We start from the raw sequence: 23436 nt of genomic DNA on the forward strand, positions 1-23436 counted from the left end.
AATTGCCGCCTTAATTATGTCAGCAAATACCTTTCCGGCACAGATTGAGCCGTTTAAATGGGCTGAACAAGGCTTTACATGGTCAGGTACCCTGCCATTGTCTCGCTTTGTTCGTATCGCTCGTGAAGCTGTTGGATCAATTGATGATCAATTGATTAACATAGACTGTAAGCTATCAATGGATGCCTATCATCGCATTGCATGGCTAGATGGTCATGTTGAAACGAAAGTTCCAATGGAATGCCAGCGTTGTCTGGACACCGTTGAAATTGAACTCGTTTCAGATTTTCATCTGGCTCTTGTAGATGATGAGTCACTGATAGAGCGCTTGGATGAGGATGCTGATTTCATCGTCCTAGGTGAAAGTGAAGCAACGACGAAAGGTTCATATGATGCACCTGCCACCGCTGATTTACTCGCACTGATAGAAGATGAATTGTTATTGTTGATGCCGCTGTCTGCTAAGCATGATGCTTGCGAACATAAGCATCAACCTGCCGTAGAAGAAGTTGTTGAAGAAAAACGGGATAATCCGTTTGAAGTTTTGGCAGCTCTGAAGGGTAAACTTAACTAATTTTTGTGTTATACTCATATGTATAAGACAATCGAATTTGTTCTGATCCATTTTTTCGATATTTGTAAGGAGCCATCATGGCCGTTCAGCAAAACCGTAAAAGTCGCTCTCGCCGTGACATGCGCCGTTCACATGACGCTTTAACTGAGAATGCATTAACTGTAGACCAAGCTACTGGTGAAACTCATCGTCGTCACCACGTATCTAAAGATGGTATCTACCGTGGTCGTCAATTATTCGCTAAAGCATCTGCTGAATAATTGATGATGTATTAAGCGTTAAAGCTTAGTAGAAAAAATGGGAGCGTTAAGCTCCCTTTTTTTATGGCTGATTTTTTATGTCTAAGTTTTGCATGTTTAATATTGAAGTTGCGGTTTTTGTTGTATTTGGCAATTACCCAAGCCGAAATTACGTGCTAAATTGCGCTCCACAATGGGTAGGGTGATCTGATTGGCCAATTCTTTGGCTTGCTTAAAAGATTCGCACCTCTTGAATGAAAGGATTTTATTTATGTCTGCTAAACAACTCGAACAAGCAGCTCAAGCAACTAAAACTGCATTTGTATTCCCAGGTCAGGGTTCACAAAAAGTCGGCATGCTCGCTGAACTTGCAGAACAGTTTAGTGGTATCCGCGATACATTTGCCGAGGCATCTGCAGCGGTGGGCTTTGATCTGTGGCAGATCGCCCAAAGTGGTGAAGGTCTGGATCAAACCGAATTTACTCAACCTGTGCTCTTAACTGCATCAATTGCCTTATGGCGTGTATGGTTGGAGTTAGGCGGGGTGGCACCAAAATACATGGCGGGTCATTCACTGGGTGAATACAGCGCACTGGTTGCATCCGGTGCTTTAAGCCTGGGTGATGCAGTTAAGCTGGTGAACCTGCGTGGTAAACTGATGCAAGATGCAGTACCTCAAGGTGTCGGTGCAATGGCAGCCATTCTAGGTTTGGATGACACCAAAGTGATTGAGCTTTGTGCGAAAGCGACTGAAGCAGGTGAAGGTTCTGTCGAAGCAGCGAACTATAATGCACAAGGCCAAGTTGTGGTTGCAGGGAATAAAGAACGTGTAGAAGCTGTTATGGCACTGGCCAAGGAAAATGGCGCTAAAGCCATTGCGCTGCCTGTTTCAGTTCCTTCGCACTGTTCACTAATGAAACCTGCTGCCGAGCAGTTCGCGCCAGCTTTGGAACAAACGGCCATTGAGATGCCCCGTATACCTGTATTACAAAATGTAGGCGCGAGAGCGGCGGCTGATGTGACTGAACTTCGTCAGGCCTTGACGGCGCAGCTATATGAGTCGGTACAGTGGACCAAAACACTACAATTCCTTCAAGATGAAGGAGTTGAGTATATTGTAGAATGCGGTCCAGGTAATGTACTGGCGAATATGGCGAAACGTTTACCAAATATCGAAAAAGCACTTCCACTGGATACCAAATCTCGTCTGGAAGATGCGCTTAACACCGTACTGGTGGCAGAAGGGAAAATTGCATGACACAGGAACGTAAAGTTGCCTTGGTAACAGGTGCGAGTCGCGGCATTGGGGCTGCAATTGCGCAACAACTCATTCAGGACGGTTATTTTGTCGTCGGTACTGCGACTTCTGAAGCTGGTGCAGAAAAATTAACTGCACATTTTGCTGAAAATGGTGCCGGTAAAGTTTTAGATGTGCGTGATGGTGCTGCGATTGATGCACTGGTGAGTGATATCGAGCAAAACTATGGTCCGGTACTGGTATTGGTGAATAATGCCGGGATTACCAAAGATAACCTGTTACTGCGCATGTCAGAAGATGACTGGGATGATATTTTAAATATTCACTTGAAGGCCGTTTACCGTTTATCTAAACGTGTACTGAAAGGCATGACCAAGGCGCGTTTCGGCCGCATTATCAATATCAGTTCTGTGGTGGCACACTTTGCCAACCCGGGGCAAGCCAACTATTCTGCTGCCAAAGCTGGTATTGAAGCATTTAGCCGCAGCCTGGCCAAAGAAATGGGCAGTCGTCAGATTACGGTAAACTCGGTGGCGCCAGGATTTATTGCCACTGAAATGACTGAGCAGTTAAGTGAAGATATTCGTAAAAAGATGACTGAACAGGTGGCTTTAAACCGTTTGGGTAATCCGCAGGATATCGCCAATGCCGTAAGTTTCTTGGCTTCGGATAAAGCCAGTTACATTACTGGTACAGTTATTCATGTAAATGGGGGCTTATACATGAGCTAAGCTCAAGTATAAACTTTCCAAATTTTTTAGATTCAATTAAACTAACGGCATTAAAAACGCCACAAGCAATGAGGAGAATTCCTGTGAGCGATATCGAACAACGCGTTAAGCAAGCGGTTGCAGAACAACTTGGTATCAAAATCGAAGAGATTAAAAACGAAGCATCTTTCATGGATGACTTGGGTGCTGACTCTCTAGACCTAGTTGAACTTGTTATGTCTTTCGAAAATGACTTCGACATCACGATTCCTGATGAAGATTCTAACGAAATCACAACTGTTCAATCTGCTATTGACTATGTTACTAAAAAACTTGGTTAATTGCTGATTTTCAGCTTTGCTGAACCTAAAGACCACCGCAAGGTGGTTTTTTTGTGTCCGCTTTTCACATGCATAAAGGTTTTACAATCCATTACCTTTATGTCACCAATGACTAACTATCTTTGGGCTCTTTTTTCATTATAAAAATAGGAGTGATGTGACATTAACAACAAGAACGGAGTTCACCATGGGTCTTTTTGATTTCGTAAAAGGTATCGGTAAGAAAAATACGGCTGCTGCAGAACCACAGCAAACTCCGGCAGCGACACCGCAGGCACCTAAAGCCGCACCTGCAGAGCCTTCTGCCCAGGAAATGGCAAATAAGCTATTGGGCCATGTCAAAAGTTTAGGCTTGCCGATTACAGGTTTGTCGATTAGCTATAACTCGACCTCTGATCTGGCCACCGTGCGCGGACAGGTAAAAAGTCAGGCCGATCGTGAAAAGATTATTCTGGCAGTCGGAAATATTGATCATGTCGCCAAAGTAGATGATCAGCTAACCGTGACTAATCCAGAACCTGAAAGTAAATTCTATACAGTCAAATCTGGCGATACTTTATCTAAAATCTCAAAAGAGTTTTATGGGGATGCCAATCAGTATAATAAGATCTTTGAGGCTAATCGTCCCTTGCTTAAAAATGCGGATGATATTTTTCCCGGACAGGTACTGCGTATTCCTGCTTAAGGATTGATAAAATCAATGAATTTTCGAACATAAAGCCCCTTCCGGGGCTTTAACGTTTTTGCAGGCAGATTAATAAAGTTAAGGTATTAAATCCCTAGGTCCAGATATAAACTTTCTTTGACTTCTTCCATGACGACATAACTGTGCGAGGAGGCAGAAGCGGGCAGTTTTTTCAGTAAATCCCCCAGTAAACGGCGATAAGCACTCATTTCCTTTAAACGCGCTTTGACCAGATAATCAAAATCACCAGAAATTAAATGACATTCCAGGACTTCTGGAATTTCTGTCAGATTACGAGCCACCTGATCAAATACATCACCTGATTTGGCTGAGAGTTTGATTTCCAGAAATACCAGCAAACTACGTTCCAGCATTTCCGGATTTAAACGGGCGTAATAACCCATGATAATACCTTCACGCTCCAGCCGTTTTACCCGTTCTGAACAGGGTGTGGTTGAAAGATTGACACGTGCTGCCAGCTCGCTAATGGCAATCCGGCCATCGCGTTGCAGGATGTCTAGAATCATGCGATCAATGCGGTCTAATTTGCGCATTAATATTTCCCTCTTTTTTTTAATTCTGCCCGAAAAAATATTTATTCCACTGAATTTATACACTGAATATAGTGAATTTAACTATTAAAGCAAAAATATACTAGTGAAATAACCTGGAAAAATGTTTGAGGATTAAGGTAATGCGCGTATTGGTTTTAGGTAGTGGTGTGATTGGTGTGGCAAGCGCTTACTATCTGGCGCAGCAGGGAGCAACTGTAACTGTGCTGGATCGTCAGGCGGGTCCGGCTCAGGAAACCAGCTTTGGCAATGCTGGACAGATTTCTCCGGGCTACTCGACTCCTTGGGCGGCACCAGGTATTCCTTTTAAGGCGGTCAAATGGATGTTCCAGCATCATGCTCCGTTGGCGATTAATGTCGATGGCAGCCTGTGGCAATTGCAGTGGATGGCACAAATGCTGAAAAACTGTAATGCCCAGCATTATGCAGTCAATAAAGAACGGATGGTGCGTGTGGCTGAATATAGCCGTGACTGTTTACGCAATTTGCGTCGTGATATTGGCATCTCTTATGAAAACCGTGCGAAAGGCACTTTGCAGATTTTCCGTAAAGATGCGCAGCTGGATGCGGTGCAGCGCGATATCGAGGTTCTAAAAGAAACTGGTGTGGAGTTTGAGTTGCTGGATCGTGATGGACTGGCGCGTGTAGAACCGGCATTGGCACAGGCAAAAGACAAACTGGTGGGTGGTCTGCATTTACCCAATGACGAAACGGGCGACTGCTATCTGTTTACCAATGCCTTGGCAGAACATGCCAAAGGGATGGGTGTAGAGTTCAAGTTTAATCAAAACGTTGAAAAACTGATTGTAGAAGGCGACCAGATCAAAGGAGTTCTGGTGAATGGTCAGGTGCTTACAGCAGATAAATATGTGCTGGCTTTTGGTAGTTATTCACGTGATTTCCTCAAACCACTTGAACTGAATTTACCGGTCTATCCAGTGAAAGGTTATTCATTGACGATTCCTATTGTAGATCCAGCCTTCGCTCCACAATCTACCGTGCTGGATGAAACCTATAAAATTGCAATCACCCGTTTCGACCAGCGCATCCGCGTAGGGGGAATGGCTGAACTGAGCGGTTTTAACTTGGGTCTGAATGAAGACCGTCGCGGCACGCTGGAAATGGTGACCCGTGATTTATTCCCGGGGGGCGATATGAATCAGGCCAGCTTCTGGACAGGCCTGCGGCCAATGACCCCGGACAGTACGCCAATTATTGGAAAAACTCGTTTTAAAAACCTGTTCCTGAATACCGGACATGGCACGTTAGGCTGGACCATGGCGTGTGGTTCGGGCAAGTTAATCAGCGATCTGGTCTTGGCTCGTGATCCTGAAATCAGTACCGAAGGTCTTTCATTGTCGCGTTATCAGCAGGCGGCCTAAGATCATCTGAGGCACAGTATTCAAGGAGGAGTTTTATGCCACGTCCTATTACTGCGATCATTCATCAGCAGGCGCTTAGGCATAATTTAAGCGTTTCACGCCAATGTATGCCTGACAGCCAGGTATTTGCCGTGGTCAAGGCCAATGCCTATGGACACGGGATTGAGCGCGTTTATACGGCACTTCAGGACGCAGATGGATTTGCCTTTCTGGATATCGGGGAGGGTACGCGGCTACGTGCGCTTGGGTGCAAGAAGCCGCTGCTGTTGCTTGAAGGTATTTTTGCTTTTGAGGATTTATTTGAATGTGCGAAGCATGAAATGAGCTTTGCCATTCATTCCCTGCATCAAGTGCAATGGTTGAAACAGTTTGCTGCAATAGCACCAGATGTACAGTTTGATGTGTATTTAAAAATGAACAGTGGCATGAACCGGCTGGGTTTTGAGCCACAGCAATATGCAGAAATCTGGCAGGAGCTGCATCAGCTGAATACTGTCCGTTCAATCACGCATATGACCCATTTCTCCGATGCGGATGGCGAGCGTTTTGGATTGGATGGAATTGAACATCAACATTTTATTTTTAATAAAACGATTCAGGGACTTGCGGGTAAAACCTCGCTGAGTAACAGTGCGGCCATTTTGCGGCATCATCAAACCCTTCATTGCGATATTGTGCGTAGCGGCATCATGCTGTATGGCAGTTCCCCGGATTATCCTGCACATAGTATTCAAGACTGGAATTTACGTCCTACGATGAGCCTGCGCAGTGAGATTATCGCCATTCAGACAGTACAGGCAGGCGATAGTATTGGCTATGGCTCCAAATTTATTGCCACGCAACAGATGCGGATCGGAGTGGTGGCCTGTGGCTATGCCGATGGCTATCAGCGGCTATCGGCGACCGGTACGCCTGTGCTGGTGGATTCAGTTAAAACACATACATTGGGCCGGATCAGTATGGATATGCTCGCTGTGGATGTTACTGCACTGCCGCAGGCGGATGTAGGCAGTGAAGTGGTACTTTGGGGGCAATCTTCCGAAGGTGTGCTTTTGCCAATTGATGAGGTGGCGGCCAGTTCTGGCACGATTGGCTATGAGCTCATGTGTGCGGTAACCGCCCGGGTTAATTTTCAGATTGATGCTTAAATTTTTAATCTAATTTTTTATTTCATATCCCAAACAAGGAAGATCAACATGACACAGGACAATACAGCTATTCAGCGGCTCAAGAGCAATGGAATTATGAGTGCTGTAACGATTCATCATCAAACCGTGTATTTATCGGGTCAAATACCCGACAGCAGCGATCTGGACATACGCAAACAGACACTGGAAGTGTTCGCCAAGATTGAGGAATTGCTGGTACTGGCAAATACTGATAAAAGCCGTCTGCTTTCTGCACAGCTATTCGTGAAAAATCTGGACGATTTTCAAACCGTGAATCAGCTTTGGGTGGAATGGCTGCAAGGTCATGGCACGCCCGCACGTGCTACGATTCAGGCGGATCTGGTGAACCCTGACTGGCTGATTGAAATTGCAGTGATAGCAGCATTACCTTGATTTAAAGAATATTTTTACATCTCCCTATTTTGATTTTATAAGGACATCAGACTTGATCATTTAGTTATTTAAATGAAACTGCATCTGCAATCAGGATTTCAGGAAGATATCCGATTAGATGAGCGAAAGTCTGAGCTAAAAAAAGGAACCGATTATGAATACCGCCTCCTCTAAGGATGACGCAGCGTCTGCTCCCCATGAATTGCAGCGTAAGCTCTCTAACCGGCATTTGCAGCTGATAGCTATTGGTGGCGCCATTGGTACAGGCCTGTTTATGGGCTCCGGTAAAACCATTGCATTGGCAGGACCATCAATCCTATTTATCTATATGATTATTGGCGCAATGTTCTTTTTTCTGATGCGTGCATTAGGCGAAATTTTGCTGTCCAATCTGCACTATAAATCTTTTATTGATATGGCGCATGACCTGATTGGCCCGGGTGCGGGCTATTATATTGGCTGGTCCTATTGGCTGGGCTGGATTCTGGTGGGTATTGCGGATCTGGCGGCAATTATCAATTATCTGAATTTCTGGTTGCCACCGGATATGACCTTTACCCCATTGGGGCAGGCGATGATCAGTGCTGGCTGTGTATTGCTGGTACTTGGAATTAACCTGCTGACCGTCAAACTGTTCGGTGAAATTGAGTTCTGGTTTGCCCTGATTAAAATTCTGGCCATTCTGGGCCTGATTGCAATTGGCGGATATATGATTTTCAGCAATTTCCAGACGCCAGATGGATCTGCTGCCAGTCTTAGCAATGTCTGGGCTTATGATGGCATGTTTCCTAAAGGAACTATGGGCTTTCTCGCAGGCTTTCAGATTGCGATGTTTGCCTTCGTGGGGGTAGAGCTGCTCGGTACCATGGCGGCTGAAACCAAGGATCCTGAAAAAAACCTACCTAAAGCAGTGAATGCGATTCCAACCCGAATTATCCTGTTCTATGTGCTGTCTCTGCTGGTGATTATGTCTGTAACACCATGGGTGGAAATTCCCGCAGATCAAAGTCCTTTCGTGACACTTTTCCTGCATGCAGGGATTCCGGTTTCGGCCATTATCATGAATCTGGTGGTGCTGTCTTCTGTGATGTCATCAATGAACAGTGGGGTATTTTCGACCAGCCGGATGCTCTTTGGTTTGGCTCGTGACTCTCAGGCACCCCAGGCGCTAGCTGAACTTTCGAGTCGTGCGGTTCCAGCCAAAGGCTTGCTGTTTTCCTGTGCCTTTATCATGGCAGGCGCAGCTTTTCAGTATTTCGTACCCAATACCATGGAAGCTTTTACGCTGGCAAGTTCGCTATGTGTGATCCTGTTTATCAGTATCTGGGGGCTGATTATGGTGTGCTATATCCGTTACCGTAAACAGCAGCCTGAAAAGCATGCAGCTTCTACCTTCAAAATGCCAGGCGGTATTTGGATGTCATATCTTGTACTGATCTTTTTGTTTTTTGCATTGGTTATTTTGAGTCTGGAAGCAGATACCATGAAAGCATTGATGATTAGTCCACTCTGGTTGATTATTCTGTTTGCCACCTACCATATGTTGTATAAACCAAGGATGAAGAAGCGCATCCAGTCTTTAGATATACGGTAACTATGGGTTCAAATAATTAAAAAGAGAGGGGAAGAAACCCCTCTCTTTTTTATGAGGGTCTATTTAAATGGTGATTGAAATTTGAGTTAACCATGAATCATGGATAAAAAATAATTTGAAAAATGAATGCCTGTTTCAGCGGATGCTGAATCTCATAATAAAAGTCTTTTTAAAATGACCTGCCTACAATAGGAGTTCATCTCTTAACACTAGAAAAACAGTCTAACAGCCAAAATTTTGCAATGATTAGCTAATCTCTTCAAAGGACAAAGACTCGAGTAGCTGATGAAGTACTGCTAAAAAATAAGCATAATCTGGCGCTTGGAGTGAAATCCATAAGAGGTAGAGTTATCTGGAATTATATAATTATTTAATAAAACTAAAAAAATAGAAGATGTAGGAGTAGATATGAATATCTATGTTGAGCATAAAAATGATGGTCTAAGAGAGGTCTTGGCAAAATTATTGGATGAAGCTGGCATTCAGATTAATGGTGACAAGCCTTATGACATACAGGTACATAATGATGATTTTTATAACCGTATCTTACAGCAAGGTTCATTAGGTCTAGGTGAAAGCTATATGGATGGCTGGTGGGACTGTGATCGGCTGGATATTTTATTCTATAAAATTTTACGTGCCAAGTTAGATAAAAAAATACCCTATAATTTAAAAGATATTATTAGAATTGCAATTTCTCGAATTCAAAATTTACAGACTCAAAAAAGAGCCTGGCAGGTGGGTGAAGAACATTATGATCTTGGTAATGATCTTTTTAATCATATGCTTGATCCATATATGCAATATTCTTGTGCCTACTGGAAAAATGCCGATAACCTTTTTCAAGCCCAGCAACAAAAACTCGATTTGATCTGTCGCAAACTTGACTTGCAGCCAGGCATGCGATTGCTGGATATTGGTTGCGGGTGGGGAGGGTTAGCTGAATATGCGGCCAAAAATTATCAAGTTTCGGTAGTAGGTATTACTATTTCTAAAGAACAACAAAAACTAGCCGTTGAGCGATGTAAAGGACTTGATGTTGAAATCTTGCTTATGGATTATCGTAACTTAAATGAGAGATTCGATCGTATTGCATCTATAGGCATGTTTGAGCATGTAGGATTGAAAAATTACGATACCTATTTTCAAGTCGTACAACGTAATTTAAATGCGGATGGATTGTTTTTATTGCATACCATTGGTTCTAATACCATAAGGAAGGGAGCTGATCCATGGATAACGAAATATATCTTCCCGAATGGTTATATACCCTCAATTGAAAAAATTGCTCATTTTAGTAGTGGCAAATTTATTATGGAAGATTGGCATAATTTTGGTACCGATTATGACTTAACACTTCGGGCTTGGTCGGAAAGATTCCTTCAAGCGTGGCCAGAAATTGAAGCCAATTATAGTGCGCGCTTTAAAAGAATGTTTAATTATTATTTAAATGCCTGTGCGGGTGCATTTCGAGCACGAGAATTACAATTATGGCAAATCGTATTCAGTCCAAATGGTTTAGAAGGGGAAGTTCGAATTGCACGTTAGAGTATGAGATTAACCGTGATTTACGGATTGGAATTTTTCTTTAAAGTCATCCGGAAGATTTCTGCTTTTTTTTACGCTGCTTAAGAGCAATTTAAAGTGATTTTTAGACATTCTTCCCGTATTTCTCAGTTAGAAAAAGTAGGATTTATTAGATGCTTGCTTGGGGCTTATAGAAAATTCGGCTTAAGCAGGATTTTGAAGTATTGAATAAAAAAAGATTTAAAAAAAACCTCCAATAGGAGGTTTTTTTTAAATTGAATACATTAAAACTGCGGTTTCACCACCACCAGAATGACAACGGCAAATAAGATCAGGGTAGGCATCTCATTAAAATAACGCCAGAACTTGTGCGACTTGTAATGTGGATTATTAATCAGTTTCTTGCGGTAATAACCACATACCAGATGGTAAATCACCAGTAAACCGACCAGACCTACTTTCAGATAAAACCATAAAGCTTCATGGTAATGCTGCGTTGCATCCCCCCAATCCACCAGAAAGTGCGCCGTAATCAGAGTGGCCAGCATGGCCGGCCACATGATGCCACGATACAATTTACGTTCCATGATTTCAAAGCGTTGATGACTCACGGCATCTTCACTCATGGCATGGTAGACATACAGCCGTGGCAAGTAGAACAAAGCTGCAAACCAGCATACCACCGCAATAATATGTAATGCTTTTACCCACAAGAAAGCATCAGAAGGAGCATCCATCAAGTCACCCTAAACTGGGCGGCTTAGCCTTCCCATTTTTTGAAAATGAGACAAGCATTTACGCCGCCGAAACCGAAACTGTTACTCATTACAGTATTCAATTTTGCGTCACGTTTTTCAAGCACGATATCAAATGGTTTCGCACCTTCATCCAGCTCGGTCACATTGATGTTTGGCGCAATAAAGTCATTTTGCATCATTAGAACCGAATAAATCGCTTCCTGAACACCAGCAGCCCCAAGACTGTGACCTGTCATTGACTTGGTTGAGCTGAGTGGAGGAACCTGACCTTCACCGAAAGCACGTTCCATTGCTTTAAGTTCTGTAATGTCGCCCGCTGGAGTAGAAGTACCATGTGTATTTACATAGTCAATTTTATCGACACCGTGTTGTTTTGCTTCTTCTAAAGCCATCAGTACGCAACGCGTTGCACCTTCACCAGATGGTGCAACCATGTCGGCACCATCCGAATTGGCTGCATAGCCTACGACTTCGGCAAGAATGTTGGCACCACGCGCTTGAGCATGTTCCAAAGACTCAAGGATCACAAAACCGCCACCACCGGCAATCACGAAACCGTCACGGTCTGCAGAATAAGGGCGTGATGCTGTTTCAGGGCTGTCATTGTATTTAGAGCAGAGTGCACCCATGGCATCAAACAATAAACTTTGTGACCAGTGATCTTCTTCACCGCCACCTGCCAGCATTAAATCTTGTTTACCGAGTTGAATCAGGTTGTAGGCATAACCAATGGCATCCGCAGAGGTTGCACATGCGCTGGTAATGGTATGTGCCACGCCTTGTAATTTGAATGCAACGCCAACGTTAGCCGTAATGGTGTTGGTCATATTACGTGGTACAAAGAAAGGACCGACTTTACGCGCACCTTTGGTTTGCAATAATTCGTTCATTTCAATAACGGAAGCAGTTGAACCGCCACCTGAACCACCCGCGATACCATAGCGTGGGTTGCCAGCTAGGTCTTCAACCTTTAAACCTGCATGTTCAACCGCAGCAAGAGCTGAGTTATATGCATACATCGCACATACACCCATAAAGCGTTTCAGTTTGCGGTCGATCCCGTCGAAATCCTGCTCGGCTGCAGCACTGACATGACTTTTGAAATTGAGTTCAGCATAAGTCGGATTAAAACGTGTTCCTGAAATCCCGTTTTGTAAAGAATGGTTTACATCCTCTAATGTATTACCAATACATGAGTTAATACCCATGCCAGTGATGACAACACGTTTCATCTACAGATCCTTATAGTTTGCTCTATGCTCAGCGGCAGATATCTGGGTTTTAAAATCGCCCAATCCAGCGCTTAGCCTTATTTCATGATGGGGAACATGATAGCAGAAAGACTTTTGAAATCTTATGGCAAATGTTATGCCGTGTGACAGTCGGTTGAGTTTGTGAGTCGGCGTGTACGGGTTTTACTAAATGAAACAGAATAAAGTTGAGATAAACGCTGACTACACCTAGTATTTATACCAAATACAAGCACATGAATGCTGAGGTAAAAAATGGTAAATGCTAATAATAAACAATCTAATGGTCTGATTTCGAATGCCTTTGGAGTGGCGAAAAAGTTCAGTTCAACCGGATTGGATTTATTGAATCATGTGGCGCCGGATTCAGTGACTAAAGCACTGAAGCCTTCAGGCTCTGATCAGGTGATTGACGGTTCAGCGAAGGTGAAAAGTGTTTTTTCCTCAAAAAAATATGACAATCCTCAGCAAATGCTCCGTGAGCATCTTCCCAATGTATCCCGTCAACTTCTCGGGAACCGTTTTAATACCGTAAATAATGTTGCGCACTTTGTGGCGCCAGACCTGACCGAAAAAGTATCGAATTATTTTTATGAGCGTCTCAATCAATTCAGTAATCAAACCAGTTCGGTCGATGCCATTCTCGATGAGGCTGGAGTGAAAGATTTAGAGGAACTCACTCAGGATGTTGATCGTTCCAAACGGATTTCTCAAGCTTTGGGTGAGCAAAATAAATGGATTGCAACAGTGCAGGGGGCGGTCAGTGGTGCTTCAGGGGTGATTGGTACTGCGATCGATATTCCGGCTTCTTTACTTATGGCATTACGTACCATCTATCAAGTTGGCCGTTCTTATGGTTTTGACTTGAGTAAAGAAGAAGACCAGGAAATCGTCCAGCATATTTTTAAACAGATCGACCTCGGTCTGATTGCAGAAAAGCAAACTTTGTTGTTGGGTTTAAAAGCGTTAAGCAATACCCTTAAAAGCCATGATATTTCCCAGTTACAGGCGATGCTAGGTTCTGGTAACGATATCAGTGTTATCAAGCAATGGCTCAGTCGTCATGAGGGAGAAACGAAATGGCAATGGCTGAATCATCTGCCGAAAAGTTCGATACTGGAGCAGTTAGCCAGGCTGACTCCTCTGGCAAGTGCAGGTATTGGTGCTGTATATAGTCATCGCTTTGTTGAGGACGTGAATCAGAAAGCTCAGGAAGCATTTTCCCATGCTCGTCAATATCTGATTCAGCACCAGGATTCACAACTTTCCCCTTATGCTGCCTATAAGAAAGCAGTCAGTTTGTTGCAACAGGCGAGTCCCAAGCTGCTAGAAAGTACTTCTCCATCGGTTGAAGCTCCAAAAGATAAGCCAATCATGGATAAAGAGATTCCACTTGAGGGTAATAGCACAATCAGTCAGGTTAAACTGGTCAAAAAAGAACAGAATGATTTAAGCGCTCAAGATGCTGAAGTGAAGAAAGATGAAAAAGTCAGTGAAGGGCTGGAAGCGCTCAGCGATGAATTGGTTGAACCTGCCGCAGACAAGCAGTCACAGCAACCGGCTTTAACTAAAACTTCATTTAATCCGGAAATTGAAGCTGAACTGCATCCAGATGCGGCTGCCGAGACAGAATCTGCTGCAGAAACTCCAGAGCTTGAGGCAGATAATCAGGACAAATCAGACCCTCAATCTGAAGTCCAAAATGTTACAAAAAAAGCTGGAAAAAATTCGAAAAAATAAGCGGATTTTAATCAAGCTATAAAAGCAAGCAATGTCGTGAGAATCGGCATTTGCTTGACTTGATTAGGTTGACCAATTTTGCATCTTGACTTACAATTGCATGCCCTCAAAAAGTAGTAGTTTTTTGGGGCTTTTTATTAACGGGAGAATTGCCACATGGCAACAACAAATCAGTTGATCCGCAAGGGTCGTACGACTTTAGTTGAAAAATCTAAAGTTCCTGCGTTGAAGGCTTGTCCACAGCGTCGTGGTGTTTGTACACGTGTTTACACAACTACACCTAAAAAACCTAACTCAGCAATGCGTAAAGTTTGCCGTGTTCGCTTAACTTCAGGTTTCGAAGTTTCTAGCTACATCGGTGGTGAAGGTCATAACCTTCAAGAGCACAGTGTTGTTCTTATCCGTGGTGGTCGTGTTAAAGATTTACCAGGTGTACGTTACCATACCGTTCGTGGTTCTTTAGACTGTGCTGGTGTTAAAGATCGTAACCAAGCTCGTTCTAAATACGGTACTAAACGTCCTAAGAAATAATCTTTCAAGATCAAATTCTTAGTTCGCTAGAACTGTAATCCTTTATCGTCTCGCTTGTCTGATTTCTGCATTTAATTTTGTGAAATTCAAGCGACGTGTAGTAAGGCCAGCGAAAGCACATGACACTTTGTGCTACTGCTGGATAAACCTGAAGTGTCATATTTATAGGTAGTTTTAAAATGCCAAGACGTCGCGTAGTCGCTGCTCGTGAAATCCTTCCGGATCCTAAGTTCAGCAGCCAAACAATCGCTAAATTCATGAACCACGTAATGCAAGATGGTAAAAAATCTATTGCTGAAAGTATCGTTTACGGTGCTTTAGACCGCGTTCAAGAAAAATCTAAAGTAGACCCGGTTGAATTCTTTGAAGCTACGCTTGAAAAAGTTCGTCCTATGGTCGAAGTTAAAGCACGCCGTGTTGGTGGTGCTACATACCAAGTTCCTATGGAAGTACGCCCATCCCGTCGTACTGCTCTAGCGATGCGTTGGTTAGTAGATGCTGCTGCTAAGCGTTCTGAAAAAACTATGGCTTTACGTCTTGCTGGCGAGTTGCTTGATGCATCTGAAGGTAAAGGCGCAGCGGTTAAAAAACGTGAAGATGTGCACCGTATGGCTGAAGCCAACAAAGCATTCTCTCACTACCGTTTCTAAGCAAATAAAACAGGCCCTTATCAGGACAGTGATGGTTTGGGTTTTACCCAGACTGTCATCAAAACGCTTTAAGTTGCTAGCAGCTTAAAGCGTCCTGTTTTAAACAACAAAATTTAGGAATGCAAGAGATCATGGCTCGTCAAACCCCAATTTCTCGTTACCGTAACATTGGTATCTCGGCTCACATTGATGCTGGTAAAACCACAACTTCAGAACGTATTTTGTTCTACACAGGTGTATCTCACAAACTTGGTGAAGTACATGATGGTGCAGCAACAATGGACTGGATGGAACAAGAGCAAGAACGTGGTATTACAATCACTTCAGCTGCTACAACTTGTTTCTGGTCTGGTATGGCTAAACAGTTCCCAGAACACCGTATCAACGTAATTGATACCCCGGGACACGTAGACTTCACAATCGAAGTTGAACGTTCTATGCGTGTTCTTGATGGTGCATGTATGGTTTACTGTGCTGTAGGTGGTGTTCAACCTCAGTCAGAAACTGTATGGCGTCAAGCAAATAAATACCAAGTGCCTCGTTTAGCATTCGTGAACAAGATGGACCGTACTGGTGCAAACTTCTTCCGTGTTGTTGAACAAATGAAAACACGTCTTGGTGCACACCCTGTACCAGTGGTTATTCCAGTTGGTGCAGAAGAAAACTTCCAGGGTGTTGTTGACCTAATTGAAATGAAAGCGATTATCTGGGATGAAGCATCTCAAGGTATGAAGTTCGAATATGGCGACATCCCTGCTGACCTTGTTGATACGGCTAATGAATGGCGTACTAACATGGTTGAGGCTGCGGCTGAAGCATCTGAAGAGTTGATGGACGAATACTTAAACAATGGTGACTTGTCGAAAGAACAAATCATTGCTGGTCTTCGTGCTCAAACTTTGGCTTGTGAAATTCAACCAATGCTTTGTGGTTCGGCGTTCAAGAACAAAGGTGTTCAACGTATGTTGGATGCTGTGATTGACTTCCTGCCATCACCGACTGAAGTTAAAGCGATCGAGGGTATCCTTGATGACAAAGCTGAAACTAAAGCGACTCGTGAAGCATCTGACGAAGCACCGTTCTCTGCGTTAGCGTTCAAAATCATGAACGACAAATTCGTAGGTAACTTAACCTTCGTACGTGTTTATTCTGGTGTTCTTAAACAAGGCGACCCAGTATATAACCCGGTGAAATCTAAACGTGAGCGTATCGGCCGTATCGTGCAAATGCACGCGAACGAACGTCAAGACGTTGAAGAAATCCGTGCGGGTGATATCGCAGCATGTGTAGGTCTTAAAGACGTAACTACTGGTGATACACTTTGTGATGAGAAAAACATCATTACTCTTGAGCGTATGGAATTCCCTGAGCCAGTAATTTCTTTAGCTGTAGAGCCTAAGACTAAAGCTGACCAAGAGAAAATGTCTATCGCACTTGGTCGTTTGGCTAAAGAAGATCCATCGTTCCGTGTACGCACTGACGAAGAATCTGGTCAAACAATCATCGCGGGTATGGGTGAGCTTCACCTTGATATCCTTGTTGACCGTATGAAACGTGAATTTAACGTTGAAGCGAACATTGGTAAACCAATGGTTGCTTACCGCGAAACAATCAAAAAGACTGTTGAGCAAGAAGGTAAATTCGTACGTCAAACTGGTGGTAAAGGTAAATTCGGTCACGTATATGTTCGTTTAGAACCTATGGACGTTGAAGAAGCTGGTAAAGACTACGAGTTTGCTGAAGAAGTTGTAGGTGGTGTTGTACCTAAAGAATTCTTCGGTGCGGTTGATAAAGGTATTCAAGAACGCATGAAGAATGGTGTATTGGCTGGTTACCCTGTTGTGGGTATCAAAGCGACACTATTTGATGGTTCTTACCATGATGTCGACTCTGACGAATTATCGTTCAAAATGGCAGGTTCTTATGCCTTCCGTGATGGTTTCATGAAAGCGGATCCTATCCTTCTTGAACCAATCATGAAAGTTGAAGTAGAAACTCCAGAAGACTACATGGGCGATATCATGGGTGACTTAAACCGTCGTCGTGGTATGGTTCAGGGTATGGACGATTTACCTGGTGGTACTAAAGCAATCCGTGCTGAAGTTCCACTGGCTGAGATGTTTGGTTACGCAACTCAAATGCGTTCTATGTCTCAAGGTCGTGCGACTTACTCTATGGAATTTGCTAAATATGCTGAAACTCCACGTAACGTGGCTGAAGGCATTATTTCTAAATTCCAGTCTGGCGGTAAAAAAGGTGACGACGAGTAATCTTTCGATTACTATAAGCCCAAACTAATTCATAGTTAAAACCAAGCGCTCATGCAGTGATCCTGCATGAGCAGTTCAAAAAGGAAGATCTCATGGCTAAGGCTAAGTTCGAACGTAATAAGCCACACGTTAACGTGGGCACAATTGGTCACGTTGACCATGGTAAAACAACTTTAACAGCTGCGATTGCAACTGTATGTGCGAAGAAATTCGGTGGCGAAGCGAAAGACTACGCTGCAATTGACTCTGCACCAGAAGAAAAAGCACGTGGTATTACCATCAATACTTCTCACGTAGAATACGATTCTCCAACTCGTCACTACGCTCACGTAGACTGCCCGGGCCACGCCGATTATGTTAAAAACATGATTACTGGTGCTGCTCAGATGGACGGCGCGATCCTTGTATGTGCTGCGACTGATGGCCCAATGCCGCAAACTCGTGAACACATCCTGCTTTCTCGTCAGGTAGGTGTACCTTACATCGTTGTATTCTTGAACAAATGCGACCTTGTAGACGACGAAGAGCTTCTTGAGCTGGTTGAAATGGAAGTTCGTGAACTTCTTTCTACTTATGACTTCCCGGGTGATGACACTCCAGTGATCCGTGGTTCTGCTCTTCTTGCACTTAACGGTGATGACAGCCAATACGGCGAGCCAGCAGTAGTTGCGCTTGTTGAAGCTCTTGATACTTATATCCCAGAGCCAGAACGTGCAATTGACCTTCCGTTCCTTATGCCGATTGAAGATGTATTCTCAATCTCTGGTCGTGGTACAGTAGTAACTGGCCGTGTAGAGACTGGTATCGTTAAAGTAGGTGAATCAGTTGAAATCGTTGGTATCCGTGATACACAAACAACGACTGTTACTGGCGTTGAAATGTTCCGTAAACTTCTAGACGAAGGTCGTGCGGGCGAGAACTGTGGTGTTCTTCTTCGTGGTACTAAGCGTGAAGACGTACAACGTGGTCAAGTATTGACTAAACCAGGTGCGATCAAGCCACATACTAAATTCGATGCGGAAGTATACGTACTTTCTAAAGAAGAAGGTGGTCGTCACACTCCATTCCTTAACGGTTACCGTCCACAGTTCTACTTCCGTACTACGGACGTAACTGGTGCGATCTCGCTTAAAGAAGGCGTGGAAATGGTTATGCCTGGTGACAACGTTGAGATGTCAGTAGAGCTAATCCACCCGATCGCAATGGACCCAGGTCTACGTTTTGCGATCCGTGAAGGCGGCCGTACGGTTGGTGCTGGTGTAGTTTCTAAAGTAACTGCATAATCACTTGATTGAAAAAAAAGCGCTCCTTTGGGGCGCTTTTTTTAATTCTTATTTTTATAAAACCAAAAATAAATTGTCTGACAAATTTATTTAAAGCTGTCCTTAACTGATATTGGCCTGACCTAAACAGCGCTTATGTAAAAAAAAATCCCACGTAATATACAGATAAGAATATGAATATTACATTTTCAGGCCTGGACGGGCTTGATGGGAGTAGTCACATGAACGCTAAAGTAAATATTACCAATCGTGCGGGTGCAAGTTTTCCAGTTCGTCGCATGAACTTCGATTTTGATGCTGTACCAGAATACTGGATGAATGGTTCAGCCGGTCTTACTCATTTTATGACGGCATTATCTGCACTGTTTCCAGCAGGTGAAAAGTTTTTTATAGATTCAGTCCGCGCGGTGCGTAAACATCCTTCGATTGCCCACAATGAAGCCTTACAAAAAGAAATTTCCGCCTTCATTGGTCAGGAAGCGATGCATACTCACGAGCATATCGGCTTTAATGCTTCTGCGCAAAGGTATGGTCATGATGTCGATACGCTTGATCATTACACCGATAAAGTCATTCAAACAACGCGAAAGTTCATGGCAAAGTTGGCTAAACCTGTGGGTATTAGCCAGGAAATGATAGATTTAACCGCGACAACAGCACTTGAACACTTTACCGCAACCATCGCTTCACAGCTGTTAACCAATAGCCATATTCAGGAACTGATGACAGATGAGACCATGAAAACCATGTGGCTATGGCATGCAGTCGAAGAAAATGAACATAAGGCAGTCGCTTATGATGTCTTTGAGGGGGTTTTTGGCAAAGGCTTAAAAGCATATGCACTGCGTACGTCTTCCTTGGTCATCGCAATGGCCACCTTATTTGTGGTGCAAAGCTATTTCCTTGCACGATTACTCAAACAGGATCAGCAGTTCAATCTTGAATCCTTGAAGGCCATTTATAGCTATGCCTATAGTCCTTCCAAAGGCATCATTACCGGCATGGCTAAGGAAATGCTGATGTATTTTAAACCGGGATTCCATCCGAATGATCATGATACAGATCAACTGCTGGCGGGCTGGAAAACAAAATTGGGTATTTAATAAAGCTAAATAATGAAGAGCGACTGGAATCGCTCTTTTTTTTACTCGATTTTTTTTATGAAGTTTCTATAATGCGGAGGTTGAATCTATATAAGATGAACGAAGATGATTCGTTTGATGCAAGCAGCGGATGTAGAGGCCGTTGTTAAAATTGAAAGATTGGTCCAATCACATCCTTGGACCTTAAAGCAGTTTCAGGATGCAGTGACTGCTTATCAAAGTACCGTGATTGAAGTGCAAGGGCAGGTAGCCGGATTTTGTATTTTACAACCGGTGCTGGATGAAGCCAATTTATTGCTAATGGCGATTGATCCGGCACAACAGGGCCAAGGCCTGGGCTATCAGTTGCTGGAGGCTTCAGTGGCGATGCTGAAAAATAATCCGGTGCAGATTTTCCTGGAAGTACGCGAGAGTAATCAGGCTGCGATCAAGCTATATGAAAAATCAGGCTTTCATCAGATTGATCTGCGCAAGAACTATTATCCAAATGCCAATGGCAGTCGTGAACATGCCATCATTATGGTCAAGGCATGTACGGATGATTTTGCCAGCCTGTTTAAATAAGAGAGACGGACGCTTATTTAATAATCTGATGATTCCATCCGCTAGGTAAGGTTGTCATTAATGAGTTTCCCAAATGCTGAATCTCGGCGGCACTCAAGGCATGATTTAAGCGTCGCCATTGTCCATCGATCAGTAATTCAAGCGGCAGGTATTGGGATTTGTAGTTCATCTTGGCTGAATGAGGAACCCAGTAGCCCAGATAAACAAATTTCAAACCAAGCTTTTGTGCATGTTCAATCTGTTTCAAGATTGCAAATGCACCCAGTGAGCGGCGATTTTCATTTGGGTCAAAGAAAGTATAAACGGCCGAAATGCCATCATCCAGCAGGTCGCAGGTGGAAACGCTGATTAAACGCTGATCCTGCCATAATTCCAGAAAGAAGCTATCAGTACAGCTTTGCAATAAAAATTTTTCAAACTGATCGCGAGTCGGAGGGAACATGTCGCCATCTGCGTGACGTTCGTTTATGTAGCGTTCATACAATGCATAATGTAAATCACCCGCCTGCTCTGGAGTGGTAATTTTCATCACCAGATCCTGATTACGTTTCCAGGCTTTTTTTTGTGAACTGTTCATGCGAAATTCAGTAACAGGTACGCGCGAAGACAGGCATTGACGGCAAAGATGGCATTCAGGGCGATAGACAAAATCACCACTGCGGCGGAAACCGGTACGCGACAGCTCGGATAAAGTTACCACATCAATACGATGTGCAGGATCCAGAAAAACCATGCGCGCCGACTTATTGGGCAGATAGCTGCAATCATGCGGCGGCGTAATATAATACTGTAAATCGTTCAGTAGGGCCTTGGGCTGATAAGAGTTCATAACAACTACCCTCTGTTATTTTCATTCACTTAATCGCGCGTTTTGCGCTATTGTTTTACTTGAAAATACACCTTCCTGATACTTTTTCCAATCAATCGCCGGCTTTTTTACGATATCTTGTAACGAATTAAGATAGGCTTGGCGAGAAAGTGTACAGGCACCCAGACTTAACAGATGATCATTGACCAGTTGGCAGTCAATCCAGGGCAGCTTATTTTCTTGCCCAATCAACATTAAAGTGTAGAAAGCCATTTTAGAAACATCAGTTTGTGTACTAAACATGGACTCACCAAAACAGCCCTGACCGATGGTCACACCATAAAGTCCACCTACGATGCGATTTTCATCCCAGACCTCAATGCTATAGCCGTATCCTGCTTCAAACATGTCGCAATAGCCTGCGATGATATCTTCACTGATCCAGGTATCTTCAGCATAAGCACGAGGCAGGGAGCAGCAACGGATTACCCTTTCAAAAGCATGGTTGACTGTAATTTTATAATCCTGCTTTTTCATATTGCGTAGCAGGGATTTGCTTGGATGGTAATCTTCGGGGCGAATAATGCAACGCGGTTCCGGACTCCACCAGCAAATCGGATCACCTTCTGAAAACCATGGAAATAAACCATGCGTATAGGCTTCAAAAAGTGTGGAAGGGGAGAGGTCTGCACCAATACAAATCAGGCCTTCACCTTCAGGATCAACCTCGAGCGGATTGGGAAATATATACTGTGAAGGAGGAAGGAGATGCATGCAAAAATCCGATCTTTAAATAGGCTATTTTTATCATACATAAAAAAACCGCCCAAGATGGACGGCTTTTTATAGTTGCTGCTTAGTCCAGTTTGCCCATCGCATCAAGATATTTATCTGCGTCCAGCGCAGCCATACAGCCTGAACCTGCAGAAGTAATGGCCTGACGGTAAATACTGTCAGCAATGTCACCAGCTGCAAATACACCTGGTACAGAAGTTTGTGTTGCATTGCCTGCTGTACCGCTTTGCACTTGGATATAACCGTCACGAAGCTCTAACTGGCCTTCAAACATGCTGCTATTTGGCTTATGACCAATTGCGACAAACATGCCGGTCACGTCGACATTTTGAGTCGAGCCATCCAGGGTTGACTTAATACGCACTGAGGTTACGCCGGATTGTGCATCGCCCAGGACTTCATCGACCTGATGATTCCAGATAATACTGATCTTGCCTTCTTTTTCTTTAGCAAATAAATGCTCTTGCAAGATTTTTTCAGAACGTAATGAGTCGCGGCGGTGAACCAGGGTTACGTGAGAAGCAATATTAGATAAATACAACGCTTCCTCCACAGCTGTATTACCACCACCTACGACCATCACTTTCTGGTTTTTATAGAAGAAACCATCACAGGTCGCGCAAGCGCTGACACCTTGACCCATAAAGGCAGCTTCAGATTCCAGGCCAAGGTATTGTGCAGTGGCACCTGTACAGATGATCAGGGCATCACAAGTAAACTCTTCCATATCACCTTTTAACACGAACGGGCGCTGGCTAAGATCCACTTCATTGATATGGTCATATACGATTTCGGTGCCAAAGCGCTCTGCATGCGCCTGCATACGTTCCATCAGGGCTGGACCGGTTAGGCCTTCAGGATCACCCGGCCAGTTATCTACTTCTGTTGTCGTGGTAAGCTGACCGCCCAGTTGCAAACCTGCAATCAGGGTAGGTTTCAAGTTTGCCCGTGCTGCATAGACTGCTGCACTATAGCCTGCAGGGCCAGAACCTAAAATAATCAGTCGTGAGTGACGTGCGCTCATCAGCTGTATCCTTTTTTATTTAGAAATTTATTGAATTATACGTGAAACTGTATAACAGTGGTGTGAGATTAAAGTCGATATTATTGATCATTGAAATCGATTTGGGCTATATAGCATAAGTAACATTGTGCTTGCACAATAGTGCATCTTTTTTTATAGAACAGGTGCATAATATATAGATTATTGCGTCGCTTTTTTTAAGTATTAAAGCAAAAG

The 23436-nt window shown here is 43.6% G+C and carries 24 protein-coding genes; 18 read left to right on the plus strand and 6 right to left on the minus strand.

The genetic code is table 11. The features are described 5' to 3' along the window. Nucleotides 1-16 precede the first annotated feature (16 nt). The 6 genes from VXQ92_RS09405 (at nt 17) to lysM (ending at nt 3807) form a co-directional block, all read left to right on the plus strand. Nucleotides 17-574 carry a YceD family protein gene (locus VXQ92_RS09405; protein WP_416681210.1) on the plus strand — a complete coding sequence of 186 codons (558 nt, stop codon included), beginning with the start codon at nt 17-19 and terminating at the stop codon, nt 572-574. A 77-nt stretch (nt 575-651) separates the two neighbouring features. Continuing rightward, on the plus strand, nt 652-834 hold the full coding sequence (rpmF, locus tag VXQ92_RS09410; RefSeq protein ID WP_004279227.1) for a 50S ribosomal protein L32: 183 nt from the start codon (nt 652-654) through the stop codon (nt 832-834). Between the two features lie 250 nt (nt 835-1084). Beyond that, entirely contained in the window at nt 1085-2071 is a 987-nt protein-coding gene (gene fabD, locus VXQ92_RS09415; protein WP_416681211.1) for an ACP S-malonyltransferase, read from the plus strand. Next, nucleotides 2068-2802, plus strand: a complete 735-nt coding sequence (fabG, locus tag VXQ92_RS09420) for a 3-oxoacyl-ACP reductase FabG (RefSeq protein WP_064101793.1) — start codon at nt 2068-2070, stop codon at nt 2800-2802. The genes fabD and fabG overlap by 4 nt, the downstream gene beginning before the upstream one ends. 83 nt (nt 2803-2885) lie before the next feature. Continuing rightward, nucleotides 2886-3122 carry an acyl carrier protein gene (acpP, locus tag VXQ92_RS09425; RefSeq protein WP_064096988.1) on the plus strand — a complete coding sequence of 79 codons (237 nt, stop codon included), beginning with the start codon at nt 2886-2888 and terminating at the stop codon, nt 3120-3122. A gap of 187 nt (nt 3123-3309) precedes the next feature. Further along, nucleotides 3310-3807, plus strand: coding sequence for a peptidoglycan-binding protein LysM (gene lysM / locus VXQ92_RS09430; RefSeq protein WP_064101792.1), 498 nt, complete (start codon nt 3310-3312; stop codon nt 3805-3807). A gap of 86 nt (nt 3808-3893) precedes the next feature. Here the strand turns inward: lysM and VXQ92_RS09435 are convergent, their stop codons facing one another. Continuing rightward, a complete protein-coding gene (locus VXQ92_RS09435; RefSeq protein WP_004279232.1) occupies nt 3894-4361 on the minus strand; it encodes an Lrp/AsnC ligand binding domain-containing protein in 468 nt (155 codons plus the stop codon). Nucleotides 4362-4501: 140 nt separating this feature from the next. Here VXQ92_RS09435 and VXQ92_RS09440 point away from each other — a divergent pair, with 140 nt between their 5' ends. From VXQ92_RS09440 to cfa, 5 genes are all read left to right on the plus strand, one after another. Continuing rightward, the gene (locus VXQ92_RS09440; protein ID WP_144724267.1) at nt 4502-5761 is read left to right on the plus strand and encodes a D-amino acid dehydrogenase; all 1260 of its coding nucleotides are present in this window, start codon (nt 4502-4504) and stop codon (nt 5759-5761) included. A gap of 35 nt (nt 5762-5796) precedes the next feature. Further along, complete coding sequence (alr, locus tag VXQ92_RS09445) at nt 5797-6909, plus strand: alanine racemase (protein WP_416681212.1); 1113 nt, start codon at nt 5797-5799, stop codon at nt 6907-6909. Between the two features lie 48 nt (nt 6910-6957). Continuing rightward, complete coding sequence (locus tag VXQ92_RS09450; protein ID WP_416681213.1) at nt 6958-7323, plus strand: RidA family protein; 366 nt, start codon at nt 6958-6960, stop codon at nt 7321-7323. Between the two features lie 154 nt (nt 7324-7477). Then, on the plus strand, nt 7478-8917 hold the full coding sequence (locus tag VXQ92_RS09455) for an amino acid permease (protein ID WP_064096983.1): 1440 nt from the start codon (nt 7478-7480) through the stop codon (nt 8915-8917). 408 nt (nt 8918-9325) lie between these two features. Then, a complete protein-coding gene (gene cfa, locus VXQ92_RS09460; protein WP_416681215.1) occupies nt 9326-10465 on the plus strand; it encodes a cyclopropane fatty acyl phospholipid synthase in 1140 nt (379 codons plus the stop codon). A gap of 263 nt (nt 10466-10728) precedes the next feature. On the opposite strand, the gene VXQ92_RS09465 is transcribed toward cfa, so the two are convergent. Further along, nucleotides 10729-11181, minus strand: a complete 453-nt coding sequence (locus tag VXQ92_RS09465) for a CopD family protein (RefSeq protein ID WP_416681216.1) — start codon at nt 11179-11181, stop codon at nt 10729-10731. Between the two features lie 23 nt (nt 11182-11204). Continuing rightward, entirely contained in the window at nt 11205-12434 is a 1230-nt protein-coding gene (locus tag VXQ92_RS09470) for a beta-ketoacyl synthase N-terminal-like domain-containing protein (protein WP_004730606.1), read from the minus strand. A gap of 273 nt (nt 12435-12707) precedes the next feature. Here VXQ92_RS09470 and VXQ92_RS09475 point away from each other — a divergent pair, with 273 nt between their 5' ends. From VXQ92_RS09475 to rimI, 7 genes are all read left to right on the plus strand, one after another. Next, the gene (locus VXQ92_RS09475) at nt 12708-14192 is read left to right on the plus strand and encodes an EcsC family protein (protein WP_416681217.1); all 1485 of its coding nucleotides are present in this window, start codon (nt 12708-12710) and stop codon (nt 14190-14192) included. A 156-nt stretch (nt 14193-14348) separates the two neighbouring features. Then, nucleotides 14349-14723, plus strand: coding sequence for a 30S ribosomal protein S12 (rpsL, locus tag VXQ92_RS09480; RefSeq protein WP_004783283.1), 375 nt, complete (start codon nt 14349-14351; stop codon nt 14721-14723). Nucleotides 14724-14902: 179 nt separating this feature from the next. Next, the gene (gene rpsG, locus VXQ92_RS09485; RefSeq protein ID WP_064096978.1) at nt 14903-15373 is read left to right on the plus strand and encodes a 30S ribosomal protein S7; all 471 of its coding nucleotides are present in this window, start codon (nt 14903-14905) and stop codon (nt 15371-15373) included. Between the two features lie 131 nt (nt 15374-15504). After that, on the plus strand, nt 15505-17643 hold the full coding sequence (gene fusA / locus VXQ92_RS09490; RefSeq protein WP_416681218.1) for an elongation factor G: 2139 nt from the start codon (nt 15505-15507) through the stop codon (nt 17641-17643). Nucleotides 17644-17735: 92 nt separating this feature from the next. Then, nucleotides 17736-18926 (plus strand): elongation factor Tu, encoded by a 1191-nt coding sequence (gene tuf, locus VXQ92_RS09495; RefSeq protein ID WP_416681220.1) that lies wholly within the window; start codon nt 17736-17738, stop codon nt 18924-18926. A gap of 221 nt (nt 18927-19147) precedes the next feature. Then, nucleotides 19148-20029: a metal-dependent hydrolase gene (locus VXQ92_RS09500; RefSeq protein ID WP_416681221.1), complete on the plus strand. Its 882-nt coding sequence runs from the start codon at nt 19148-19150 to the stop codon at nt 20027-20029. Nucleotides 20030-20134: 105 nt separating this feature from the next. Continuing rightward, a complete protein-coding gene (gene rimI, locus VXQ92_RS09505; protein ID WP_064101642.1) occupies nt 20135-20593 on the plus strand; it encodes a ribosomal protein S18-alanine N-acetyltransferase in 459 nt (152 codons plus the stop codon). Nucleotides 20594-20606: 13 nt separating this feature from the next. Here the strand turns inward: rimI and VXQ92_RS09510 are convergent, their stop codons facing one another. The 3 genes from VXQ92_RS09510 to trxB form a co-directional block, all read right to left on the minus strand. Then, on the minus strand, nt 20607-21422 hold the full coding sequence (locus VXQ92_RS09510; protein ID WP_064101641.1) for an arginyltransferase: 816 nt from the start codon (nt 21420-21422) through the stop codon (nt 20607-20609). Between the two features lie 21 nt (nt 21423-21443). After that, nucleotides 21444-22175 carry a leucyl/phenylalanyl-tRNA--protein transferase gene (gene aat, locus VXQ92_RS09515; protein ID WP_064095801.1) on the minus strand — a complete coding sequence of 244 codons (732 nt, stop codon included), beginning with the start codon at nt 22173-22175 and terminating at the stop codon, nt 21444-21446. An 82-nt stretch (nt 22176-22257) separates the two neighbouring features. Continuing rightward, nucleotides 22258-23220, minus strand: coding sequence for a thioredoxin-disulfide reductase (gene trxB, locus VXQ92_RS09520; protein WP_416681222.1), 963 nt, complete (start codon nt 23218-23220; stop codon nt 22258-22260). Nucleotides 23221-23436 lie beyond the last annotated feature (216 nt).

Source organism: Acinetobacter sp. 228 (assembly GCF_048147885.1).

Bases quoted from the DNA above. Each gene is read 5' to 3' on its own strand.
- VXQ92_RS09435 (WP_004279232.1), bottom strand. From the start codon at position 4,361: ATGCGCAAATTAGACCGCATTGATCGCATGATTCTAGACATCCTGCAA.
- alr (WP_416681212.1), top strand. From the start codon at position 5,797: ATGCCACGTCCTATTACTGCGATCATTCATCAGCAGGCGCTTAGGCAT.
- VXQ92_RS09470 (WP_004730606.1), bottom strand. From the start codon at position 12,434: ATGAAACGTGTTGTCATCACTGGCATGGGTATTAACTCATGTATTGGT.
- VXQ92_RS09465 (WP_416681216.1), bottom strand. From the start codon at position 11,181: ATGGATGCTCCTTCTGATGCTTTCTTGTGGGTAAAAGCATTACATATT.
- fabG (WP_064101793.1), top strand. From the start codon at position 2,068: ATGACACAGGAACGTAAAGTTGCCTTGGTAACAGGTGCGAGTCGCGGC.
- VXQ92_RS09450 (WP_416681213.1), top strand. From the start codon at position 6,958: ATGACACAGGACAATACAGCTATTCAGCGGCTCAAGAGCAATGGAATT.
- rpmF (WP_004279227.1), top strand. From the start codon at position 652: ATGGCCGTTCAGCAAAACCGTAAAAGTCGCTCTCGCCGTGACATGCGC.
- rpsG (WP_064096978.1), top strand. From the start codon at position 14,903: ATGCCAAGACGTCGCGTAGTCGCTGCTCGTGAAATCCTTCCGGATCCT.
- VXQ92_RS09500 (WP_416681221.1), top strand. From the start codon at position 19,148: ATGAACGCTAAAGTAAATATTACCAATCGTGCGGGTGCAAGTTTTCCA.
- rpsL (WP_004783283.1), top strand. From the start codon at position 14,349: ATGGCAACAACAAATCAGTTGATCCGCAAGGGTCGTACGACTTTAGTT.
- VXQ92_RS09440 (WP_144724267.1), top strand. From the start codon at position 4,502: ATGCGCGTATTGGTTTTAGGTAGTGGTGTGATTGGTGTGGCAAGCGCT.
- aat (WP_064095801.1), bottom strand. From the start codon at position 22,175: ATGCATCTCCTTCCTCCTTCACAGTATATATTTCCCAATCCGCTCGAG.
- rimI (WP_064101642.1), top strand. From the start codon at position 20,135: ATGATTCGTTTGATGCAAGCAGCGGATGTAGAGGCCGTTGTTAAAATT.
- cfa (WP_416681215.1), top strand. From the start codon at position 9,326: ATGAATATCTATGTTGAGCATAAAAATGATGGTCTAAGAGAGGTCTTG.
- fabD (WP_416681211.1), top strand. From the start codon at position 1,085: ATGTCTGCTAAACAACTCGAACAAGCAGCTCAAGCAACTAAAACTGCA.
- fusA (WP_416681218.1), top strand. From the start codon at position 15,505: ATGGCTCGTCAAACCCCAATTTCTCGTTACCGTAACATTGGTATCTCG.
- trxB (WP_416681222.1), bottom strand. From the start codon at position 23,220: ATGAGCGCACGTCACTCACGACTGATTATTTTAGGTTCTGGCCCTGCA.
- VXQ92_RS09455 (WP_064096983.1), top strand. From the start codon at position 7,478: ATGAATACCGCCTCCTCTAAGGATGACGCAGCGTCTGCTCCCCATGAA.
- tuf (WP_416681220.1), top strand. From the start codon at position 17,736: ATGGCTAAGGCTAAGTTCGAACGTAATAAGCCACACGTTAACGTGGGC.
- VXQ92_RS09475 (WP_416681217.1), top strand. From the start codon at position 12,708: ATGGTAAATGCTAATAATAAACAATCTAATGGTCTGATTTCGAATGCC.
- VXQ92_RS09510 (WP_064101641.1), bottom strand. From the start codon at position 21,422: ATGAACTCTTATCAGCCCAAGGCCCTACTGAACGATTTACAGTATTAT.
- lysM (WP_064101792.1), top strand. From the start codon at position 3,310: ATGGGTCTTTTTGATTTCGTAAAAGGTATCGGTAAGAAAAATACGGCT.
- VXQ92_RS09405 (WP_416681210.1), top strand. From the start codon at position 17: ATGTCAGCAAATACCTTTCCGGCACAGATTGAGCCGTTTAAATGGGCT.